Below are 21748 nucleotides of genomic sequence, written 5' to 3' on the forward strand. Positions count from 1 at the left end.
TGTGTGGCTGGTCGCGCAGTTCCCCGCGCCCCTGCCAGCGCCCCCGGGGTTGCCCTCGCGCCCGGGGTGGCACGCGCCCCTGGGGTGGCCCGCGCCCCCGGGGTTGCCCCCCCCGCCCGGGGTTGCCCCCCCGCCCGGGGTTGCCCCGCCCCCCGGGGTGGCACGCGCCCCCGGGGTTGCCCGCGCGCCCGGGGGGTGGGGGCTGGGTGGCGGGGTTCTGGTGTGGTGGGCCTTTGGGGAGTTCTCCCTGGGGGCGTTTTTTGTTTTCGGGGCTCGGTCCGTAATGTTCCTTTTGGTGACTGTCGGGATCGGGGCGTGCTCTCCCCGTGAGCATTCCGTGACCTAACCACAACGTCTCTATGGGTTCACTCCCCGTTCACTTCCGGCCATAGGCGTCGTCACCTGATCTGCCTAATTTCGGCCTTACCGACGCGAGTGCGCTCGAAAGCGTGTCCGTGTCACCCAGACCTCGCACGCCGCCCAGCAAGACCGGCGGCTCCTGGAAGGAACTCCCGAAAGTGAAGCTTCAGCGCATGAACCGGCGGGCCCTCACCCTCGGTGCTCTCGCCGTCTCCGGCGCCCTGGCCCTCACGGCGTGCGGCTCCGACGACACCGGCGCGGGCAGCGGCGACAGCAACTCGTCGGCCGCCGCCGCGGCGGGTGACATCCAGTGCGACGACGCCAAGGGCCAGATCCTCGCCGACGGCTCCTCCGCGCAGAAGAACGCCATCGACGCATGGGTCAAGAACTTCACGCAGGCGTGCAAGGGCGTGCAGATCAACTACAAGGGCGGCGGCTCCGGCGCCGGTGTCACCGCGTTCACCCAGGGCACCGTCGCCTTCGCCGGTTCGGACTCCGCGCTGGAGCCCGCCGAGGTCGAGGCGTCCAAGAAGGTCTGCTCCAACGGCCAGGGCATCGACCTGCCGATGGTCGGCGGCCCGATCGCCGTCGGCTACAACGTCCCCGGTGTCGACAACCTGGTCCTGGACGCCCCGACCCTCGCCCAGATCTTCGACGGCAAGATCACCAACTGGAACGACGAGGCCATCGCGAAGCTCAACCCCGACGCGAAGCTGCCCGACCTGAAGATCCAGGCGTTCCACCGCTCCGAGGACTCCGGCACCACGGACAACTTCACCAAGTACCTGATCGAGACCACGCCCGACAACTGGAAGTACGAGGGCGGCAAGGCGTGGCAGGCCAAGGGCGGCCAGGCGGCCTCCGGCTCCTCCGGGATGGCCCAGCAGGTCAAGCAGAACTCCGGTGCCATCGGCTACATGGAGCTGTCGTACGCCAAGGGCCTGAGCGTCGTCTCCATCGACACGGGCGCGGCCGAGCCGGTCAAGGCCAGCGTCGACGGCGCCACCAAGGCCATCGCCGACGCCAAGGTCGTCGGCACCGGCAAGGACATGGCCCTGGAGCTGAACTACAAGACCCAGGCCGACGGCGCCTACCCGATCACCCTGGTCACCTACGAGATCGTCTGCGACCAGGGCAACAAGGGCGACAGCCTGCCCGCCACCAAGGCGTTCCTGCGCTACATCGCCAGCGAGGACGGCCAGCAGGTCCTCGCCGACAACGACTACGCCCCGATGCCGGCCGACATCATCACCAAGGTCCGGACCACCATCGACGAACTGAGCTGACCTGAGTGTGCGGTCCGGTCCCCGTCCGGGGCCGGGCCGCACCGTCCGGTGCACCGCCGCCCGGAGCCGCTCCCCTGGCACGGCTCCACGGAGCCGCCCGTGAGGGAGGGTTCCGCAGACCGGAGAACCCGATGGACATAACGACGAAGAACACCACAGACGTACCTCCCCCCACCCCCCAGCCCTCCCCCGCCGAGCAGAAGCGCACCGCCCGCGGCGCCACCCGCCCCGGGGACCGCATCTTCCTCGGCCTCACCCGTGGCTCCGGCATCCTGCTGCTGATCGTCATGGCCGCCATCGCCGTCTTCCTGACCTGGCGGGCCACGGTCGCGATCAGCCAGGACGAGGGCAACTTCCTCACCACCTTCGAGTGGAACGCCAACCTCGATCCGCCGGTCTTCGGCATCGCGGTGCTGGCCTTCGGCACGGTGGTCTCCTCGGTGATCGCCATGGTCATCGCGGTCCCGATCGCCGTCGCCATCGCGCTGTTCCTCACCCACTACGCCCCGCGCCGGCTCAGCGGCCCCATCGCGTACGTGATCGACCTGCTCGCCGCCGTGCCGTCCATCGTCTACGGCCTGTGGGGCGCCCTGGTCCTCGTCCCCTACATGGACGGTCTCTTCGGCTGGCTCGACCAGTTCTTCGGCTGGACCGGCATCTTCGAGTGGTCGGGCGGCGCCCCGCGCTCGATGCTCACCGTCGGCATCCTGCTCGCCATCATGATCCTGCCGATCATCACCAATGTGAGCCGCGAGGTCTTCCGGCAGGTCCCGCAGATGCACGAGGAGGCGGCCCTGGCCCTCGGCGCCACGCGCTGGGAGGTCATCCGCATGGCCGTGCTGCCCTTCGGCCGCTCCGGAGTGATCTCCGCGTCCATGCTCGGCCTCGGCCGCGCGCTCGGCGAGACCATGGCCGTCGCGACCGTGCTCTCCCCGAGCTTCACCATCGGGGCCAGCCTCCTCGACCCGGGCGGCGGCACCTTCGCCCAGAACATCGCCAGCAAGTTCAACGAGGCCACCCCGTACGGCCGGGACGCGCTCATCGCCTCGGGTCTGGTCCTGTTCGTCATCACCCTGCTGGTCAACGGCGCGGCCCGCGCGATCATCGCCCGCCGCAAGGAGTACTCGGGGGCCAACGCATGAGCCACGCAGCCGTCGTCACCGACACCAAGCCCGGCTCGCTCCAGGGCGGCAGCCTGCCCAAGTGGAGCCCCTGGGCCATCGCCGCCGGCTCCGCCGCGCTCGGCATCGGCATCGGCCTGGTGGCCGGCCTCCACAGCCGGATCCAGTGGGGCCTGATCGCCGCGATCCTCTTCCTCGTCCTGTCCTTCGCCATCGCCGCCAAGGTCGAGGGCAAGCGGCAGGCCAAGGACCGGATCGCGACCGCGCTGGTGTGGGTCGCGTTCCTGCTCGCCGTGGTGCCGCTGGCCTCCCTGGTCTGGGAGACCGTCGAGCGCGGCATCAAGGTCCTCGACCCCTACTTCCTCACCCACTCCATGGGCGTGGTGGCCGACACCGAGCCGGGCGGTGGCGCGTACGCCGCCATCCTCGGCAGCCTGGAGCAGGTCGGCCTCGCCACCCTGATCGGCGCCCCGATCGGGGTGTTCACCGCGATCTACCTGGTGGAGTACGGGCGGGGCAGGCTCGCCAAGGCCATCACCTTCTTCGTCGACGTCATGACGGGCATCCCGTCGATCGTCGCCGGTCTGTTCATCCTCAGCATCATGCTGATCTTCGACATGCAGCCCTTCGGGTTCGCCGGCTCGCTCGCCCTGGCCATCCTGATGATGCCCGTGGTCGTCCGCTCCACCGAGGAGATGCTCAAGCTCGTCCCCAACGAGCTGCGCGAAGCCTCGCTGGCGCTGGGCGTGCCCAAGTGGCGCACCATCCTGAAGGTGGTCCTGCCGACCGCCGTCGGCGGTATCACCACCGGCATCATGCTCGCGGTCGCCCGCATCGCGGGCGAGACCGCGCCGGTGATGCTGCTGGTGTTCGGTAACCCCTTCATCAACGCCAACCCCTTCGAAGGCGCACAGGCGTCGCTGCCGCTGTACATCTACCAGCAGTACGCGAACAGCGCCGGGTCGAACGCGGCGTACGACCGGGCCTGGGCGGCCTCGCTGACGCTGATCGCGTTCGTGATGATCCTGAACCTGGCGGCCCGCGGCATCGCCCGCTGGAAAGCCCCGAAGACCGGTCGCTGACGCGGCCATGAAGCGACCGAATTCCCGAAAGAAGCAGTGATTCTCATGGCCAAGCGCATCGATGTCAGCGGCCTCAGCGCCTACTACGGGTCCTTCCGGGCCATCGACGACATCTCGATGACCGTCGAGCCGCGTTCCGTGACGGCCTTCATCGGCCCCTCCGGCTGCGGCAAGTCCACCTTCCTGCGCACCCTCAACCGGATGCACGAGGTCACGCCGGGCGGCCGGGTCGAGGGCAAGGTCATGCTGGACGACGAGAACCTCTACGGCGCCGGGGTCGACCCGGTGGCCGTGCGGCGCGAGGTCGGCATGGTCTTCCAGCGGCCCAACCCCTTCCCCACCATGTCGGTGTACGACAACGTGGCGGCGGGGCTGCGGCTGAACGGCTCGTACAAGAAGTCCCAGCTGGACGACATCGTCGAGAAGTCCCTGCGGGGCGCGAACCTCTGGAACGAGGTGAAGGACCGCCTCAACAAGCCGGGGTCCGGGCTCTCGGGCGGGCAGCAGCAGCGGTTGTGCATCGCGCGGGCGATCGCTGTGGAGCCGAACGTACTGCTCATGGACGAGCCCTGCTCGGCCCTCGACCCGATCTCGACGCTCGCGATCGAGGATCTGATCGGGGAGCTGAAGGCGCGGTTCACGATCGTCATCGTGACGCACAACATGCAGCAGGCGGCGCGGGTCTCCGACCGTACGGCGTTCTTCAATCTCGCCGCGGTGGGGCAGCCGGGGAAGCTCATCGAGATAGACGACACCGAGCGGATCTTCTCCAACCCGTCGGTTCAGGCGACCGAGGACTACATCTCGGGGCGGTTCGGCTGACAGGCTCCTCGCGGTGCTGCATGGCGGTGCCACCGCGAGGTTGAAAGAGGGCCGCCTGTTCCCCCGGGAACAGGCGGCCCATCTCATGCGGCTCCGCCGTCGGGTGCGGGTGTGTTGTGACATGTTGCGCAGTTCCCCGCGCCCCTTGGGGGATTCCGGTCTTGTCGTCGGGTGCGGGTGGTCCGTGGCTGGTCGCGCAGTTCCCCGCGCCCCTTGGGGGGCTTCCGGTTCGTGGTGGTGTGCGGGTGGTTCGTGGCTTGTTGCGCAGTTCCCCGCGCCCCTTGGGGGGCTTCCGGTTCGTGGTGGTGTGCGGGTGGGTTGTGGCTGGTCGCGCAGTTCCCCGCGCCCCTTGGGGGGTCCCGGTTCGTTGTCGGGTGTGGGTGTGTTGTGGCTTGTTGCGCAGTTTCTCGTGCCTCTGAAGGGCTCTGGTGAGCAGGGGAGCCTCGACGCCTTCAGTCGGTAACAGACGCAAGCGCCCACTCCCTCAGGGGCGCGGGGAACTGCGCGACCAGCCACGACGTGGCCGCGGGGGAACGCGGGGCTCAGCCCCCGTCCTCGGGGTGGCCCCGGGCTACAAGAAGGCCAGGTGTACGACGCCGAAGGCGCCCGCGGCGACCAGCGCCGCCGCAGGCATGGTGATGAACCAGCCGAGGACGATGTTCTTCGCGACACCCCACCGCACCGCGTTCACCCGCTTCGTCGCCCCCACCCCCATGATCGCCGAAGTGATCACATGGGTCGTGGAGATCGGCGCCTTGAACAGGAACGCCGTGGTGAACATGATCGCCGCCCCGGTCGTCTCCGCGGCGAACCCCTGCGGAGGGTCGAGTTCGATGATCTTCCGGCCCAGGGTGCGCATGATGCGCCAGCCCCCCGCGTACGTCCCCAGCGACAGCATCACCGCGCAGGCGATCTTCACCCAGATCGGGATGGGGTCGCCGTAGTCCTCCACGTCGGCGATGACCAGGGCCATCACCACGATGCCCATGGTCTTCTGGGCGTCCTGGAGCCCATGGCCGAGGGCCATCGCGGCGGCGGAGACGGTCTGGGCGATCCGGAAGCCGCGCTTGGCCTTGTGCGGGTTGGTGCGGCGGAAGATCCACATGATGGCCGTCATCACCAGATAGCCGACCAGCAGCCCCACCAGCGGTGAGACGAACATCGGGATGACGATCTTGTCGACGACCCCGTTCCAGTACACCTGTGTGCCGCCGGCCAGCGCCGCCCCCACCAGACCGCCGAACAGGGCGTGCGAGGAGGACGAGGGCAGGCCGAAGTACCAGGTGATCAGGTTCCAGGTGATCGCGCCGAGCAGCGCGGCGAAGAGGATCCCCATCCCCGTCGAGCCCTCGGGGGTCTCGATCAGGCCCTCGGAGACGGTCTTGGCGATACCGCTGCCCAGGAACGCCCCGGCGAGATTCATCACGGCGGCCATCGCCAGCGCGGCCTTCGGGGTCAGCGCCCGCGTGGAGACGGAGGTGGCGATGGCGTTCGCCGAGTCGTGAAAACCGTTGGTGTAGGTGAAGAACAGCGCGACCAGGATGGTCACGACCAGGGCAAAGGTCTCCATCGCCGGGTTCAGGACTCCTTGACGGCGATGGTCTCCACCGTGTTCGCCACATGCTCGAAGGCGTCGGCGGCCTCTTCCAGTACGTCCACGATCTGCTTCAGCTTGAGCACCTCGATGGCGTCGTACTTGCCGCTGAAGAGATGGGCGAGCAGCTTGCGGTGGATCTGGTCGGCCTGGTTCTCCAGGCGGTTGACCTCGATCCAGTACTCGGTGAGGTTCTCCATGGTGCGCAGATGAGGCATCGCCTCGGCGGTGAGGTCGGCCGCCCGCGCCAGTACCTCGATCTGCTGCTCGACGCCTTTCGGAAGCTCATCGATCTTGTAGAGGACGACAAGGTCGACGGCCTCTTCCATGAAGTCCATGATGTCGTCGAGGGAGGACGCGAGGGAATAGATGTCCTCGCGGTCGAACGGCGTGATGAACGAGGAGTTCAGCTGGTGGAAGATCGCGTGTGTCGCGTCGTCACCGGCGTGCTCCGCTGCCCGCATCCGCTCCGCGATCTCGGCCCGCGCCGAGGCGTCCGCCCCGAGCAGTTCCATCAGGAGTTTCGAGCCGGTGACGATGTTGTCCGCGGACGCGGCGAACATGTCGTAGAAGCTCGTCTCCCTGGGGGTCAGACGAAATCGCACGTGGGGTCCTCTAGAGGCTTCGGTTTCGGTCAGGCTGATGCTAGGCGCATCATCCGGCCACGGCTAACGGGCCGTCCCCCAGTGTCGCCCATGAAGGAGACTTGTCGGCAGGGGGGCGGCAGCAGGCCGTGACCCCGCTTTGACCGGTGGCGTCGACCGACGGCGTCGGCCAAGGGCCGTATACCCAGGAAATTCGCTACCATATACCCAGTAGGGGTATATCTGGAGGCTGGAGGACGCGATGGCGACCACAGAAGCCGGTGCAGGGGCGCCCTCCCTCGCCGCGACGGGGGCAGAGGTGGTCACGGACCACGACCGCGGGGTGCACGGCTATCACAAACAGAAGGACGAGCACCTCAAGCGGCTGCGCAGGATCGAGGGCCAGATCCGCGGCCTCCAGCGGATGGTGGACGAGGACGTCTACTGCATCGACATACTCACGCAGGTCTCGGCCTCCACCAAGGCGCTCCAGTCCTTCGCGCTGCAACTCCTGGAAGAGCATCTGCGCCACTGTGTCGCCGACGCCGCGCTGAAGGGCGGCGGTGAGGTCGACGCGAAGGTGGAGGAGGCCACGAAGGCGATCGGCCGGCTGCTGCGCACCTGACCGGCCTGGGGTGACCGAAACGGGCGGGCGGCGCTCCCGGGGAGCCCGCCCGCTGTCCGTGCGCCCTCCCCGCGCCGTCGGCACGAGCCCGGTGCGCGCTCAGCCGCCGCGCGCCACCCGCTCCTCCGCCACCCGCAGCACCGCGTCGATGCTCTCCAGACTGAGCCGGTCCTCGTCCGCCGTCGAAGCCGCGATGATCAGCTCGCCGCACAGCTCGATCTCGGCGAGGGCCACGTGGTCCTGAACTGCCGTACCGCCGACCGGAGCCACGCGCGTCACCTCGTCTCTGCCGTCACCGACTTCCTAGAGTAGGGACAGGTCTACACAACGCGCATGGCACGGAAGGGCTAGTTCTTGCGCCCCCGTGCGCCCCTTACGCCGGTCGGTGCGCGTCTACGCCCGGGTGCGCGGGCTCCGCACCGGTGCGGGGGCTCCGCACCGGTGCGGGGGCTCCGCACGGATGCGCGGGCTCCGCACGGATCCGGAAAGTGCCTCACTGCTCGGCGATCTTCCCGGCGTAGATGTCCGCCCGCTTCGGCAGGCGTACGTCGACGGGGGTGCCGAAGTCGTACAGCAGGGTCGTGGACGCGACCGCCACGGTGCCCCGGTCGCGGCCCCCGAAGAAGCTGAACCGGTGCTCGACCTTGCGGACCCGGCCCGCCTCGTCCAGGAACACCTCGAACGGCACCTCGGGGCTGGCGAACCCTTTCGCCGCCGCCGCCAGTGCCTGCCGGCCGCCCTCGGAGGCGTGCCGCGCGGCCAGCGTCAGATCGGCGGTCCCCCGGTAGTGCCGTACCGCCGTGCCACCGACCTCGTCGCGGCCGACGTACGTCGCCGACCGCGCCCCGCGCAGCACCTCGGCGGCGGCGAACGGGTCCGTGGCGCCGCCGGTGACCAGATTGCCGTCGGACAGGCCCGCGGTCTCCACCCGGACCCATTTGTCGGCGGGCACCCCGGCGCCCCGGTTCTTCATGAACAGCGCGCCGGGCGCGAGCAACTCGGTGATCGGGGCGCGGGCACTGTGCCCCGCCGGGTCCCGCGGCAGCCGTACCCGTAGCTCGCCCCGTTGCCGGGTGTAGTCGTAGACGCCCTCGCCATGGATGGTCACCCGGGTGCCGCCGGTGGCCATCTCCATCGACGTACGGGCCTTGGAACTGCCCGCCTCCACCAGTGCCTCGGCCGCCCGGTGCAGCGCGGGGACCGGGTCGGCGGGGCGGGCGTCGTCGGCGACGGCGGAACGGCCGTCGGTGCAGCCGCCGGCCGCCAGCGCGAGACAGGCGCAGACACCGGCCATGAGTCCCGCGACGGCCGTCCCGCCCGTCCCGCCCGTCCTGCCTAGCTCGCGCCGCCTCATCTGACTGCCCCCAGCCGTCGTCCGCTGTGCCGCTGTGCCGCTGTGCCGCTGTGCCGCCGTGCCTGGCCCTTGTCGTCCTGTTCCGTCCCGGATATCGACCCGGTCCGTCCCGGACGATGACCCGGTCCGTCCCGGATAACGACGGGGTGGGCGACGCCGTCACGCCCGGGCGCCCGGGACGGAGCGGGGGCGGGGCGGGGGCGGGGGGTGCACGCGCTGTCGCGCAAGGGTCCTGACCATGTCTTGACGCCCGGCCCACGAACCCTTCACCCGCGCTCGGTACCGTGGTCGTCGTGACACCGCAGGACCGGTCCGCCGCCCCTCAGGACCCCCCGGAACACCACACCCGTACGGTCGAGCAGGGCCCGTTCTGTGTGGCCCGGTGCAGTTGCGGCTGGCGCGGTCCGGCCCGCCGGGCGCGGAGCCTGGCCCGGACGGACGCGCAGGGCCATCTGACGGGCTGCTGATCCCGCCGCGGAGTCGCTACGCCCGCTCCAGGGCGCGTACGAGATCGTCCACCAGGTCCTGGTCACGGGGCTGGGTGAGCCGTAGCCGGGCCTCGGCGGGGGTGAGCCAGAGGATGCGGTCGACCTCGTCGTTCGGGGCGAAGCCGCCGGTGCGGGCCTCGGCCGCCCAGTAGCGGACCTCTTTGGGGCGGTCGCCCACCGGATAGTGCAGCGTGGCCAGTTCGGTGCCGGGCTCCGCCGTGTAACCGGTCTCCTCGGCCACCTCGCGCAACGCCCCGGCCAGCGCGTCCTCGTCCCGCTTCAGCTTGCCCTTGGGATGCGACCAATCATCGTATTTCGGGCGATGGACGAGACAGACGCGCAGGGCGCCGTCGGACGCCGTGCGGCGCCACAGGACACAGCCCGCCGCGCGGATCGGGGTGTCCTGCGGGGCATCCGGGGAGGTCGGGGGAGTCACCCGTGATCACCGTCCTTCGGGCCGACGGTCAGGACGTGGCCACGGTCTGTTTCTGCCACGCCTGCTGGAAGGAGAACCTGGCCGCCTCCACCTCATGACGCTGATCGGCGTGCAGCACGCCGAGGGCGTACGCCGTGGCGGGGGCGATCCGGGGGGTGCGCGCCGCCTGTGCCGCCGCTGCCGCCGCCTCCGAGGCGTCCCGGTGCCGGTCGAGCGCCCGGCCCGCGTCCAGCAGCCGTACGTCCGTCCCGGTGCGGCCCGTCAGTGCCTCAAGGGCGTACCGGTGCAGCCGCAGCAGCAGCCGGACCTGGTGCCAGGGGGTGTCCTGGGGGTGCGGGGCGGGGTCGGGCGAGAGGCCGTGGACCAGCGCCTCGGCGTTGTAGGGGTGGCCCGCGGTGACCAGGGGGAGGGCGCTGACGGCGTCGGCGAGCCGTTCCCGGGCGGCGTCGGCCAGCGGGTGCAGCGGGGTGCCGGGTGCCGTGGCGGTGAGGGGGACCTCGCTGGCGAGGACGGCGACCTTGTCGGCGACGGCGTGGAAGCGGGAGGAGCCGAGGGCCTGGAGGGCGGTGGAGTGGGCGCGGGTGCGGGCGAGGGTGAGCTGTCGGTCCAGCAGCGCGCCCGCCTTGGCCGCGCCGACGGTGAGGTTGCCCCCGCGGTCCCGGGCGGCGTGGATGGCGGGGACGGCGGGGACCGCGGGGACCGTGTGGACCGCGTGGACGGCGTGGACGGCGTGGGCAGGGGCCGGGCGGGCCGCGGGTGACCGCTCCACCGAGAGGGCGCCCCCGCCGCCCGCGCCGCCCCCGCCGCCCGGGTCTCCCGGGTCTCCCGGGGCATCCCCGGCGGTGTCGGTGGCCGTCGCCGTCGCCGTCCCCGTCGCCGTCCCCGTCGCCGTGGCCGTCGTTGTCCGGGGCGTCTTCGCCGGGCGGGCCGTCTGGCCCGGGAGCGGTGGGGTGCCCGACAGCCGGTGCAGGGCGCCGAGGAGGCGGTCGAGGCGGGAAGCGCAGGCGTGTTCGAGGGCGAGGGTGCCGGAGAGCCAGGCCAGTTCGGGGCGCATGCCCTCGGACCAGTCGGGGTCCAGCAGCGGACGGAAGGTGTGCAGGCTGCCGCTGATGCGGCGGGCCGAGCGGCGCAGGGCGCGCGCCGCGTCGACGGACTCCTCCGAGCCGTTGGTGTGCGCCCCGGCGCCGGTCTCCCGGTGCTGCCGCAGGGCACGGAGGAACTCCATGGCCTGGGCGCGGAGGTAGCCGGCGAGGGCCTCCCCGGTCACCGCGCCGGCCATCGGGTCCGTCGGGTCAAGGTGTTGCTGTGCCACGCCGGCGCCTCCGGGCGTCAATGAGCGTCTCCTGGACGTTCCGCAGGGGCCCGCCGTCCGCGTCGGTCGCGTGCCGGGTCCACTCGCCGTCCGCGCCCAGGTGCCAGGAGGCGGTGGCGTCGGACATGCCGGTCTCCAGCAGCCGGTTGAGCGCGGCGCGGTGGGCCGGGTCCACGACCCGCACCAGGGCCTCGATGCGGCGGTCGAGGTTGCGGTGCATCATGTCGGCGCTGCCCAGCCACACCTCGGGTTCGCCGCCGTTGCCGAAGGCGAAGACCCGGGAGTGCTCCAGGAAGCGGCCGAGGATCGAGCGGACCCTGATGTTCTCCGAGAGGCCGGTCACCCCGGGGCGCAGCGCGCAGATGCCGCGCACCCAGACGTCGATGGGCACGCCCGCCTGGGACGCCCGGTACAGGGCGTCGATGAGGGCCTCGTCGACGATCGAGTTGACCTTGATACGGACGTAGGCGGGGCGTCCGGCACGGTGGTGCTGGACCTCTTTGTTGATCCTCGCTATGAGTCCGTCGCGCAGGGAGCGGGGGGCGACGAGGAGCCGGCGGTAGGTCTCGCGGCGGGAGTAGCCGGAGAGCCGGTTGAAGAGGTCGGAGAGGTCCGCGCCGACCTGGGGGTCGGCGGTGAGCAGGCCGAGGTCCTCGTAGAGGCGGGCGGTCTTGGGGTGGTAGTTGCCGGTGCCGACGTGGCAGTAGCGGCGCAGGGTCTCGCCCTCCTGGCGGACCACCAGCGACAGCTTGCAGTGGGTCTTGAGGCCGACGAGGCCGTAGACGACATGGCAGCCGGCCTCCTCCAGTTTGCGGGCCCACTCGATGTTGGCGTGCTCGTCGAAGCGGGCCTTGATCTCCACCAGGACGAGGACCTGTTTCCCGGCCTCGGCGGCTTCTATCAGCGCGTCCACGATGGGCGAGTCGCCGGAGGTGCGGTACAGGGTCTGCTTGATGGCGAGGACGTCGGGGTCCTTGGCGGCCTGCTCCAGGAACGCCTGCACGGAGGTGGAGAAGGAGTCGTACGGGTGGTGCAGGAGGACGTCGCGCTGGCGCAGGGCGCCGAAGATGTCGGGCGCGGAGGCGGACTCGACCTCGGCCAGGTCGCGGTGGGTACCGGCGATGAACTTGCGGTACTTCAGCTCGGGCCGGTCCAGGCCGTGGATGCGGAAGAGGCCGGTGAGGTCGAGGGGGCCGGGCAGCGGGTAGACCTCGGCCTCGGTGATCTTCAGTTCGCGCACCAGCAGGTCGAGCACCTCGCGGTGGATGGACTCCTCGACCTCCAGGCGGACGGGCGGCCCGAAGCGGCGCCGCATGAGTTCCTTCTCCAGGGCCTGGAGGAGGTTCTCGGCGTCGTCCTCCTCGACCTCCAGGTCCTCGTTGCGGGTGATGCGGAAGGCGTGGTGCTCCAGCACCTCCATGCCGGGGAACAGTTCTTCCAGGTGGGCGCCGATGACGTCCTCGATGGGGACGTACCGGCCCGGGCTGCTCTCCAGGAAGCGGGAGAGCAGCGGCGGGACCTTCACCCGGGCGAAGTGCCGGTGCCCGCTGACCGGGTTGCGGACGACCACGGCGAGGTTGAGGGAGAGCCCGGAGATGTACGGGAAGGGGTGGGCCGGGTCCACGGCGAGCGGGGTGAGGACCGGGAAGATCTGGTGCCGGAAGAGGGTGAACAGCCGGGCCTGTTCCTTCTCGGTCAGCTCGGCCCAGCGGACCAGGTGGATGCCCTCCTCGGCGAGGGCGGGGGCGACGTCCTCGTGGAAGCAGGCGGCGTGCCGGGCCATCAGCTCGCGGGAGCGGGCCCAGATCATCTCCAGCACCTGGGTGGGCTGGAGGCCGGAGGCGGAGCGGGTGGCGACGCCGGTGGCGATCCGGCGCTTCAGTCCGGCCACCCGGACCATGAAGAACTCGTCCAGGTTGCTGGCGAAGATCGCGAGGAAGTTCGCCCGCTCCAGGAGGGGGGTGTTCGGGTCCTCGGCGAGTTCGAGGACGCGCTCGTTGAAGGCGAGCCAGCTGCGTTCCCGGTCGAGGAAGCGGCCCTGGGGGAGCTGGTCGCCCTCGGTCGACTCCTCGTACGCGTCGAGATCCGCGTCGATGTCGGGCTCCAGGTCGGAGACCGTCGCCGCGACCGTGTGCGGGCGGTGCGCGGCGATGGAGCCCACGGAGGGCTGCTGGTGCTGGACCTCGGCCTTGGGCGTGATGTGCTGGCTCATGGACCCATTGTTCCGCGCACCGATGACAACGGGCGCGTCGGAGAGCGCGGGCGGGAGCGCGGCGACGGTCCCGTTGCGGGGCGGCGAGGGCTCGGGCACGGCGGGGTTCATTGGCCGAGCGTCGCAAGACTGTCTGAATCAATGGTTACGGAGACATGACGTGCGGGATATCGGGGGGCGGACCGCAGGGGACCCGCGCAGCGTGACCGACACTTTCCCGGGGGCGCACGATCTGATATCGAACATACGTTCATGAATACGTCCGTCTGTGCCCCGTCCGGCGCGATGGAGCGCCCTTGAGCCGGTGGCGGGGCGCTTCTGAGGCGCCCGTGCGGCAATCTTGAGGTGCTCGGAGGTGCTCGGAGGCGCCCGTGCGGCAATCTTGAGGTGCTCGGAGGCGCTCGGAGGTGCTCGGATGCGCTCGGGAGGTGCTCGGGAGGCGTCACCGGGCCGCTGACGGAGTACGTCCGGGCCCGTTTCTGAGGCGCTTCTGAGAACCCCCCGCCCAGGCCGAGGGAGCGCCTTACAGCGGGCGAACAAGCTTCTGCCGGGCTTCTCAGCGAGCACTCAGGAAGGTCTCATACACCGGCGGGAAGCTCATGGACATGACCGAGAGCTTCCGCCGCAGCGGCGAGTACGACAACGAGTACACGACCCCGCACCAGGGCGCCGGGCAGCACGCCTCGTCCCCCGCGGGCCCGCAGCCGGCCGCCGGGCAGCACGCGGCCTCACCCGTCGACCCCGAGTGGCCCCCGCCGCCGGCGTACCAGCCCTCACCCCCCGGACCCGCGGGGACCAGCGATGCCGTCGGTCCCGCCGGACCGGCCGGGCTGCTCAGCGAGCCGGTGGCCCACCCGGCGCCGCGCAGGCGGCGGGTCCGGGGCCCGGTCGCCCTGATCGCCGCCGTGGCGATCGTGGCCGCGGCGATCGGCGGCGCCTCGGCGTACGGCATCCAGGAGCTGACCGGCAGCGACACCGTCGCCTCCAGCTCGACCAGCACCAATGTCGTCCCCTCCAGCCGGCAGGGCACGGTCTCCGGGGTCGCCAAGGCGGTCAGCCCGAGCATCGTGGAGATCAGCGCGAACGGCAGCGCGGGCGCCTCGACCGGCTCCGGAGTGATCATCTCCGGTGACGGGGAGATCATCACCAACAACCATGTGATCACCGGCGCCTCCCAGATCAAGGTGACCACCGCCGACGGCAAGACCTACTCCGCGAAGGTCGTCGGCACCGACCCCGCCAAGGACCTGGCCCTGATCAAGCTGGACAACGCGTCCGGCCTCAAGGCGGCCACCCTCGGCGACTCCGACCGCGTCCAGGTCGGCGACGGGGTCGTGGCGATCGGCAGCCCCGAGGGCCTGACCGGCACGGTGACCAGCGGAATCGTCTCCGCCCTCGACCGCGATGTGACCGTCTCGACCGGTGAGGGACAGCAGCCGCAGCGCTCCCCGGGCGGCGGCTGGCCGTTCGAGTACGGCGGCGAGCAGTACAACGGCAACCCCGGGTCGTCCACGACGACGTACAAGGCGCTCCAGACCGACGCCTCGCTCAACCCCGGCAACTCCGGCGGCGCGCTGATCGACATGAACGGCAACATCATCGGCATCAACTCGGCGATGTACTCGGCGGCGGGTTCGGCCTCCGACGCGGGCAGCGTGGGTCTCGGCTTCGCCATCCCGATCAACACGGTCAAGGCGGACCTGGCGTCGCTGCGGGCGGGCGGCGACAAGTAGGGGGGCGGGGACGGCATGGACGGCACGAACCGGCGGACCGACCACCTCCCACCGGCCGGACGCCCCGGCACCCACCGGGTCACGGCCCGCCGCAAGCGGGTCCTGCGGGGCTGAGCCCCTCGCCGAGGACGGTTCCGTACCTTCCGTACCTTCCGTACCTCTGTGACGACGGTTCCGTACCCCTGTGACGCCTTTCCGGTACGACCGGCTGACGTGCGAGGCTGAATGCTGAGAACGTCGGACCGGCCCCTTCCCACCGCACCTGAGGACACGAGCATGAGCCCCGCCGATGGCGACCGCGACCCCCAGCGCATCCTGATCGTCGACGACGAGCCCGCCGTGCGTGAGGCGCTCCAGCGCAGCCTCGCCTTCGAGGGCTACGACACCCAGGTCGCGGTCGACGGCGCGGACGCGCTGGAGAAGGCCGCCGCGTACCGGCCCGACCTGGTCGTCCTCGACATCCAGATGCCCCGCATGGACGGTCTCACCGCCGCCCGCCGGATCCGCGGGTCGGGCGACACCACCCCGATCCTGATGCTCACCGCCCGCGACACCGTCGGCGACCGGGTCACCGGCCTGGACGCCGGGGCGGACGACTACCTCGTCAAGCCGTTCGAGCTGGACGAGCTGTTCGCCCGGATCCGCGCGCTGCTGCGCCGCATCTCCTACGCGGCGGCCGGTGGCGGGGTGCCCGAGGACGAGGCGCTCACCTTCGCCGACCTGCGGATGGATCTGGCGACCCGGGAGGTGACACGTGGCGGCCGGCAGGTGGAGCTGACCCGGACCGAGTTCACCCTCCTGGAGATGTTCATGGCCCACCCGCGCCAGGTCCTCACCCGCGAGCAGATCCTCAAGGCGGTCTGGGGCTTCGACTTCGAGCCGTCGTCCAACTCGCTGGACGTGTACGTGATGTACCTGCGCCGCAAGACCGAGGCGGGCGGTGAGCCGCGCCTGGTGCACACGGTGCGGGGTGTGGGGTACGTGCTGCGGCCGGGCGGCGCCGAGTGAGCGGATTTCCCCCGCGGTCACCCCAGCGGTCACCTCAGCCGTCACCCGAAGGGCCATCCCAAGGGCCATCTCAAGGGTCGCCCCAAGCGCCACCCCAAGGGCCATCCCAAGGCACCCCCCGTCGGCTGCCCCGTCGGCTGCGCGCCCTGCCGATCCGCTCCCGCCTCGCTCTGCTGGTGGCGGCTGCGGTGGCGTTCGCGGTGGCCGCGGTGTCGGTGAGCTGCTGGTTCGTGGTCCGCGGGAAGCTGTACGAGGAGTTGGACAACGAACTGGCGGCGGCGCAGAGCCCGCAGCGCCTGGCCACCGTGGAGGCGGTGCTGACGGCCTGCCCCCAGGAGCCGCCGCCCCTGTCCAACAACGGTGACAACATCATCAAGCAGCCGGACGTCTACTACCTCCAGCTGGTGCGGGCCGACGGCACCCGGTGCCTGGCGCCCAACTCCCGCCGTGAGTTCGTCAAGGTCAGCGAGAAGGACGAGCAGGTCGCGCGGGACGCGGCCTCCGACGGGGCAGGCATCTACCGCAACGGCACCGACAGCAAGGGCAACCCCGTACGGGTGCTCACCCTGCCGCTCCTGATCAGGCAGCCGCCCGCCCCGGAAACGGTCTACCCCGACACCGCGCTGCTGGTCGCGCTGCCGCTGGAGGACACCCAGAAGACCCTGAGCGATCTGGCGCTGCTGCTGCTGGTGGTTTCCGGCATCGGCGTGGTGCTCTCCGGGGTCGCCGGGCGCGCGGTGGCCCGTACCGGGCTGACCCCCGTCGACCGGCTCACCGAGACCGTGGAACACGTCGCCCGCACCGAGGACCTCACCGTCCGTATCCCGCTGGACGACGACAGCGACGACGAGATCGCCCGGCTCTCGCGTTCCTTCAACTCCATGACCACCGCCCTGGCCAGCTCCAAGGCGCTCCAGCAGCAGCTCATCGCGGACGCCGGGCACGAGTTGCGCACCCCGCTGACCTCGCTGCGGACCAACATCGAACTCCTCACCCGCAGCGAGGAGACCGGCCGCCCGCTGCCGGAGGCCGACCGGAAGGCGCTGCTGGCCTCGGTGAAGGCGCAGATGACCGAGCTGGCGGCACTGATCGGTGACCTCCAGGAGCTGTCCCGGTCGGAGGGGCAGCGCGGGGAGCGGGTCCAGGTGGTGTCGCTGGCGGACACCGTGGAGTCGGCCCTGCGCAGGGCCCGGCTGCGTGGCCCGGAGCTGACGATCACCGCCGATCTCCAGCCCTGGTACGCCCGGGCGGAGCCCGCCGCGCTGGAGCGGGCGATCGTCAACATCCTGGACAACGCGGTGAAGTTCAGCCCCGAGGGCGGCACCATCGAGGTGGTCCTCCACAACGGGGTCCTCACCGTCCGCGACCACGGCCCCGGTATCCCGGCCGAGGAACTCCCGTACGTCTTCGACCGCTTCTGGCGCTCCCCGAGCGCCCGCGCCCTGCCCGGTTCGGGTCTCGGTCTGTCGATCGTGGTGCGTACGGTCCACCAGGCCGGCGGTGTGGTCACCCTGGACCACGCGCCCGGCGGCGGCACGGTCGCGACGGTCCGGCTGCCCGGGGCGCCGACCCCGCCGCCGGAGACACCGTGAGGCGGACCCCGGGACCCTGAGGTCCGGAGCCCGCCCCGGTACTGAAGGTGCGGCTCACGGTGGTGCGGAAGGTGTCAGCGGACGACCGTGATCCGGTCGGCCGCCGGGACGGCGATCGGGTTCGTCGCCGAGGAGTTGGCGGTGAGGTACTTCTCCAGGGCCGTCAGGTCGTCCGAGCCGACCAGCTCGCCGGTGCCCTGGGCCAGGGTCGGGAAGCCGTCGCCGCCGCCCGCGAGGAAGCTGTTGCTCGCGACGCGGTAGACCGCCGACGGGTCGATGGCGGCGCCGTTCAGCCTGATGGAGTCGGTGACCACCCGGTCCGCGCCGGTCTTCGTCAGATCGAGGGTGTACGTCAGCCCCGCCGACGGCTGGAGGATCTTCGGGGAGGCCGTGTTCACGCCGCTGACCTGCTCCTTGAGCAGCTGCACGAGCTGGGCGCCGGTGAGGTTCTTGAGGTTGACGGTGTTGGCGAACGGCTGGACCGTGAAGCCCTCGGCGTAGGTCACCACACCGTCGCCCTCACCCGACTTGGACGCGTAGGTCAGCGGTGCCCGGACGCCGCCCGGGTTCATCAGCGCGAGGTCGGTCTCCGGGTCCAGCTCCTTGCCGTGGGCGAGCTGGGCGTCGGCGATCAGGTCGCCGAGCGGGGACTCGGTGCCGGTGTTGCCGATGTCGCCGGCGATGTGGCCGATGGCCCGGTTGCCGATCGGGGCGGCGAGGGCGTTCCACTTGCCGATCAGGGCCGTCATGTCCGGCGCCTTCTCGACGTCACGGGTCACCACGTGGTTCGCGGATCGCACGGCCGTGCGCGCGATGTCGCCGGTGCGGCGGTCGTACGTCAGCGTGGTGTCGGTGTAGAGCCGGCCGAAGGACGAGGCCGAGGTGACCGTGCGCGGGTTGCCCGCCGGGTCGTCGATGGTGCAGGCGTACGCCTGGTGGGTGTGGCCGGTGACCAGCGCGTCCACCTGCGGCGTGATGTTCTTCGCGATGTCCACGATCGGGCCGGAGATGCCGTCGCCCGCGCCCGGTGAGTCACAGTCGTAGTTGTACGACGTGGAGGCCGGGGCGCCGCCCTCGTGGATCAGGGCGACGATGGACTTCACGCCCTGCCGCTGGAGTTCCCGGGCGTACTTGTTGATGCTCTCGGCCTCGTCCTTGAAGGAGAGGCCCTTGATCCCGTCGGCGGAGACGATACCGGGCGTGCCCTCCAGGGTGACGCCGATGAAACCTATCTTCACGCCGCCCTTCTTCCAGACCCAGTACGGCTTGAGGACCGGCTTCCTGGTCTTGTCGACGGTGACGTTGGCGGCGAGGTAGGGGAAGTCGGCGCCCTTGAACTTCTTGTCGGTGTAGCAGCCCGCGGTGGGGTGGCAGCCGCCGTTCTGGAGCCGGAGGAGTTCCTTGGAACCCTCGTCGAACTCGTGGTTGCCGACCGAGGACACATCGAGGTCGAGCTTGTTGAGCGCCTCGATGGCGGGCTCGTCGTGGAAGAGACCGGAGATCAGGGGGGAGGCGCCGACCATGTCGCCGGCGGCGGCGGTGACGGAGTACTTCTCGCCCGCGCGGGCCTCGCGCAGATGGGTGGCGAGGTACTCGACGCCGCCCGCGTCGACCGTCTTCGTGCTGCCGTCGGGCTGGAGTTCGGTGACCCGGCCGGAGGAGCCGGCCGGCGGCTCCAGGTTGCCGTGCAGGTCGTTGAAGGACAGCAACTGCACGTCCTGGTAGCGGCCCGGCTTGTGCCGGTCGCCGCCGTGGCGGTGGTCCTCACCGGCGCTCGCGGTGCCGGGCAGGGCCGCCGCGGCGAGTGCGCCCGCCGTGGTCAGGCCGGCGACGGCGGCGAGCAGCCGGGTCGAGCGGCGTCTGCCGCGGCGCGGCGGCTGGGATGTGAGTGGCATGCGCCCCCCTGTGGGTCTGGCCTGGTTCCGGCCGGGAGTGGGAGTGGGTGTGGGTGTGGCTGAGGAGTGCCCCGCCCGGGCGCAGCCTAGAGTCAACGCGCGTAGCGCGACAGGGGGTAATGGGTTACTTCTTGGTTTCCGCCGCACGGCCGCCCGATGGGCGCGGCCCCGTACCCTCGTAGGCATGACCAGCGACGACAGCGCACGCCACGGACAGTCCCGGACCATCGAGACCCTTGCCGCGCTCACTTCGGAGCAGAGTGCGGCGGTGCTCGACCTGCTCGCCGCGTCCGCGCGCCACGACGGCCAGCAGGCGGTGTCCGAGCAGGGCAGGCTGCAATTGAGCGGCGGTGAGCGGGCGGGGATCTCGCATCTGCTCCTGACCGTCGGTCCCGAACTCGTCGGCTACGCCCAGTTGGAGGACACCGATCCGGTGGAGGCGCCCGCCGCCGAGCTGGTCGTGCACCCCGAGCATCGCGGCCGGGGTCATGGCCGCGCCCTGGGCTCCGCGCTGCTCGCCGCCTCCGGCAAGCGGCTGCGGATCTGGGCGCACGGCGGCCACGCGGCGGCCCGCCATCTGGCGCAGGTCCTCGGCCTCACCCTGTTCCGCGAACTGCGTCAGATGCGGCGTCCGTTGAGCGGCCTGGAGCTGCCGGACCCGGTGCTGCCCGCCGGGGTGACGGTCCGTCCGTTCGTGCCCGGCCAGGACGACTCGGCGTGGCTCTCCGTGAACGCGGCGGCCTTCGCCCACCACCCCGAACAGGGCTCGCTCACCCAGCGCGACCTGGACGACCGTATGGCGCAGCCGTGGTTCGACCCGGCGGGCTTCTTCCTGGCCGAACGCGAGGGCAAGGTCGTCGGCTTCCACTGGACGAAGGTCCACGCGGCGGAACAACTGGGAGAGGTGTACGTCGTCGGCGTCGCCCCCGGCGTCCAGGGCGGCGGCCTCGGCAAGGCCCTCACCACCGTCGGCCTGCGCCACCTCGCCGCCCAGGGCCTGCCGACGGCGATGCTCTACGTGGACGCCGACAACAAGGCGGCGGTCACGGTGTACGAACGCCTGGGCTTCACGACGTACGAGACGGACCTGATGTACCGCACGGAAACCTGACCACTCTCCGGCCGGCCCCGGCAGCCCCGGGCACCCGGCCCGGTCGGACGGGGTGCGGGCGTCGTGACGTGGGCGTTCCCGGCCCCGGGGTCAGGGGCAGCCGCAGGACGTGCGGGTGATCAGGCGGGTCGGGAAGACCTTCACGCGTTCGCGGTGGGAGCCGGCGACGCGCAGGGCGTCGTCGAGGACCAGGTCGACGGCGGCGCGGGCCATGGCCGAGCGGTCGGAGGCGACGGTGGTCAGGGGCGGGTCGGCCAGGGCGGCTTCCTTGATGTCGTCGAAGCCGATCACCCCCAGCTCGCCGGGGACGTCGAGGCGCAGTTCGCGGGCGGCGCGGAGCAGGCCGATCGCCTGGTCGTCGGTGGAGCAGAAGATCGCGGGCGGCCGGTCGGGCCCGGAGAGGATGTCGAGGCCGATCCGGTAGGCGTCGTAGCGGTTGTACGGCGCTTCGAAGAGCCGGCCCTCCGTGGGCAGCCCGGCCTCGGTCATCGCCCGCCGCCAGCCCTCCACGTGGTCGGAGACCGGGTCGCCGATCGCGGGGGTCTCGGCGGTGCCGCCCATGCAGGCGACGTAGGCGTAGCCGTGCTCCAGCAGATGCGAGACGGCGTGCCGGGCGCCGCTGACGTCGTCCAGCACGACGGCGACGTCGTCGATGGCCTCGGGGCGTTCGTGCAGCAGCACGATCCGGGCGTCCCACGCGTCGATCTCGGCGGCGGCCAGGTCGTTGAGGGCGTGGCTGACGAGGATCAGGCCCGAGACCCGCATCCCGAGGAAGGCGCGCAGATAGTGGACCTCGCGCTCCCCGACGTAGTCGGAGTTGCCGACCAGGACCATCTTGCCGCGCTCGGAGGCGGCCTGCTCGACCGCGTGCGCCATCTCCGCGAAGAACGGCTGGCGCGCGTCCGGCACGATCAGACCTATGAGGTCGGTACGGCGCGATGCCATGGCCTGCGCCACCCGGTCGGGCCGGTACCCCAGCTCCTTGATGGCGGCGAGCACCCGCTCGCGCGTGGCCGGGGCGACCGGCCGGGGTCCGTTGTTGATGACGTAGCTCACGACGGCGGTGGAGGTCCCCGCCAGCCGCGCCACATCATCTCTTGTCACCTTGGCCACGCGCGGAGTCTACGCGGATG

At 71.1% G+C, this 21748-nt stretch carries 19 protein-coding genes; 10 read left to right on the forward strand and 9 right to left on the reverse strand.

All coding sequences use genetic code 11. The features are described from left to right. Positions 1-518 precede the first annotated feature (518 nt). From pstS to pstB, 4 genes are all read left to right on the forward strand, one after another. Positions 519-1646, forward strand: coding sequence for a phosphate ABC transporter substrate-binding protein PstS (gene pstS / locus ACIQNG_RS35825; protein WP_401427890.1), 1128 nt, complete (start codon positions 519-521; stop codon positions 1644-1646). 131 nt (positions 1647-1777) lie between these two features. Then, a complete protein-coding gene (pstC, locus tag ACIQNG_RS35830) occupies positions 1778-2788 on the forward strand; it encodes a phosphate ABC transporter permease subunit PstC (protein ID WP_401491019.1) in 1011 nt (336 codons plus the stop codon). Then, a complete protein-coding gene (pstA, locus tag ACIQNG_RS35835) occupies positions 2785-3849 on the forward strand; it encodes a phosphate ABC transporter permease PstA (protein WP_401427894.1) in 1065 nt (354 codons plus the stop codon). Before pstC ends, pstA begins: the two co-directional genes overlap by 4 nt. Positions 3850-3894: 45 nt before the next feature. After that, positions 3895-4671, forward strand: a complete 777-nt coding sequence (gene pstB / locus ACIQNG_RS35840) for a phosphate ABC transporter ATP-binding protein PstB (protein ID WP_401427896.1) — start codon at positions 3895-3897, stop codon at positions 4669-4671. Between the two features lie 571 nt (positions 4672-5242). Here pstB and ACIQNG_RS35845 read toward each other — a convergent pair. Beyond that, positions 5243-6241 (reverse strand): anion permease, encoded by a 999-nt coding sequence (locus ACIQNG_RS35845; RefSeq protein WP_401491021.1) that lies wholly within the window; start codon positions 6239-6241, stop codon positions 5243-5245. 8 nt (positions 6242-6249) lie between these two features. Beyond that, positions 6250-6870, reverse strand: a complete 621-nt coding sequence (locus tag ACIQNG_RS35850; protein WP_401427901.1) for a DUF47 domain-containing protein — start codon at positions 6868-6870, stop codon at positions 6250-6252. A gap of 241 nt (positions 6871-7111) precedes the next feature. On the opposite strand from ACIQNG_RS35850, the gene ACIQNG_RS35855 reads away from it, so the two are divergent. Beyond that, complete coding sequence (locus tag ACIQNG_RS35855; protein ID WP_401427904.1) at positions 7112-7474, forward strand: metal-sensitive transcriptional regulator; 363 nt, start codon at positions 7112-7114, stop codon at positions 7472-7474. A gap of 99 nt (positions 7475-7573) precedes the next feature. Here ACIQNG_RS35855 and ACIQNG_RS35860 read toward each other — a convergent pair whose 3' ends face one another. Next, entirely contained in the window at positions 7574-7753 is a 180-nt protein-coding gene (locus tag ACIQNG_RS35860; RefSeq protein WP_401427906.1) for a hypothetical protein, read from the reverse strand. Between the two features lie 214 nt (positions 7754-7967). Next, on the reverse strand, positions 7968-8828 hold the full coding sequence (locus tag ACIQNG_RS35865; RefSeq protein ID WP_401491024.1) for a hypothetical protein: 861 nt from the start codon (positions 8826-8828) through the stop codon (positions 7968-7970). Positions 8829-9121: 293 nt separating this feature from the next. Here ACIQNG_RS35865 and ACIQNG_RS35870 point away from each other — a divergent pair, with 293 nt between their 5' ends. Further along, positions 9122-9295 (forward strand): hypothetical protein, encoded by a 174-nt coding sequence (locus ACIQNG_RS35870; protein WP_401491026.1) that lies wholly within the window; start codon positions 9122-9124, stop codon positions 9293-9295. 16 nt (positions 9296-9311) lie between these two features. Here ACIQNG_RS35870 and ACIQNG_RS35875 read toward each other — a convergent pair whose 3' ends face one another. From ACIQNG_RS35875 to ACIQNG_RS35885, 3 genes are read right to left on the reverse strand one after another with little or no spacing between them, the layout of a single operon-like run. Beyond that, positions 9312-9752 (reverse strand): NUDIX hydrolase, encoded by a 441-nt coding sequence (locus ACIQNG_RS35875; protein ID WP_401427911.1) that lies wholly within the window; start codon positions 9750-9752, stop codon positions 9312-9314. A 28-nt stretch (positions 9753-9780) separates the two neighbouring features. Beyond that, a complete protein-coding gene (locus ACIQNG_RS35880) occupies positions 9781-11064 on the reverse strand; it encodes a CHAD domain-containing protein (RefSeq protein ID WP_401491028.1) in 1284 nt (427 codons plus the stop codon). Beyond that, positions 11045-13387, reverse strand: a complete 2343-nt coding sequence (locus tag ACIQNG_RS35885) for an RNA degradosome polyphosphate kinase (protein ID WP_401427916.1) — start codon at positions 13385-13387, stop codon at positions 11045-11047. The genes ACIQNG_RS35880 and ACIQNG_RS35885 overlap by 20 nt, the downstream gene beginning before the upstream one ends. Before the next feature lie 494 nt (positions 13388-13881). Here ACIQNG_RS35885 and ACIQNG_RS35890 point away from each other — a divergent pair, with 494 nt between their 5' ends. The 3 genes from ACIQNG_RS35890 (at position 13882) to ACIQNG_RS35900 (ending at position 17609) form a co-directional block, all read left to right on the forward strand. Beyond that, a complete protein-coding gene (locus ACIQNG_RS35890; protein ID WP_401491030.1) occupies positions 13882-15009 on the forward strand; it encodes a S1C family serine protease in 1128 nt (375 codons plus the stop codon). Between the two features lie 276 nt (positions 15010-15285). Then, complete coding sequence (locus ACIQNG_RS35895; RefSeq protein ID WP_401427920.1) at positions 15286-16017, forward strand: response regulator transcription factor; 732 nt, start codon at positions 15286-15288, stop codon at positions 16015-16017. A 176-nt stretch (positions 16018-16193) separates the two neighbouring features. Continuing rightward, the gene (locus ACIQNG_RS35900) at positions 16194-17609 is read left to right on the forward strand and encodes a sensor histidine kinase (RefSeq protein ID WP_401491032.1); all 1416 of its coding nucleotides are present in this window, start codon (positions 16194-16196) and stop codon (positions 17607-17609) included. Between the two features lie 74 nt (positions 17610-17683). On the opposite strand, the gene ACIQNG_RS35905 is transcribed toward ACIQNG_RS35900, so the two are convergent. Then, positions 17684-19504 (reverse strand): bifunctional metallophosphatase/5'-nucleotidase, encoded by a 1821-nt coding sequence (locus tag ACIQNG_RS35905; RefSeq protein ID WP_401427925.1) that lies wholly within the window; start codon positions 19502-19504, stop codon positions 17684-17686. Positions 19505-19688: 184 nt separating this feature from the next. Between ACIQNG_RS35905 and mshD the strand changes: the two genes are divergently transcribed. Next, on the forward strand, positions 19689-20615 hold the full coding sequence (gene mshD, locus ACIQNG_RS35910; RefSeq protein ID WP_401491035.1) for a mycothiol synthase: 927 nt from the start codon (positions 19689-19691) through the stop codon (positions 20613-20615). A 90-nt stretch (positions 20616-20705) separates the two neighbouring features. On the opposite strand, the gene ACIQNG_RS35915 is transcribed toward mshD, so the two are convergent. Then, positions 20706-21728, reverse strand: coding sequence for a LacI family DNA-binding transcriptional regulator (locus ACIQNG_RS35915; RefSeq protein WP_401427930.1), 1023 nt, complete (start codon positions 21726-21728; stop codon positions 20706-20708). Positions 21729-21748 lie beyond the last annotated feature (20 nt).

Origin of the sequence: Streptomyces sp. NPDC091377, assembly GCF_044757045.1 — a bacterium.
Taxonomy (GTDB): domain Bacteria; phylum Actinomycetota; class Actinomycetes; order Streptomycetales; family Streptomycetaceae; genus Streptomyces.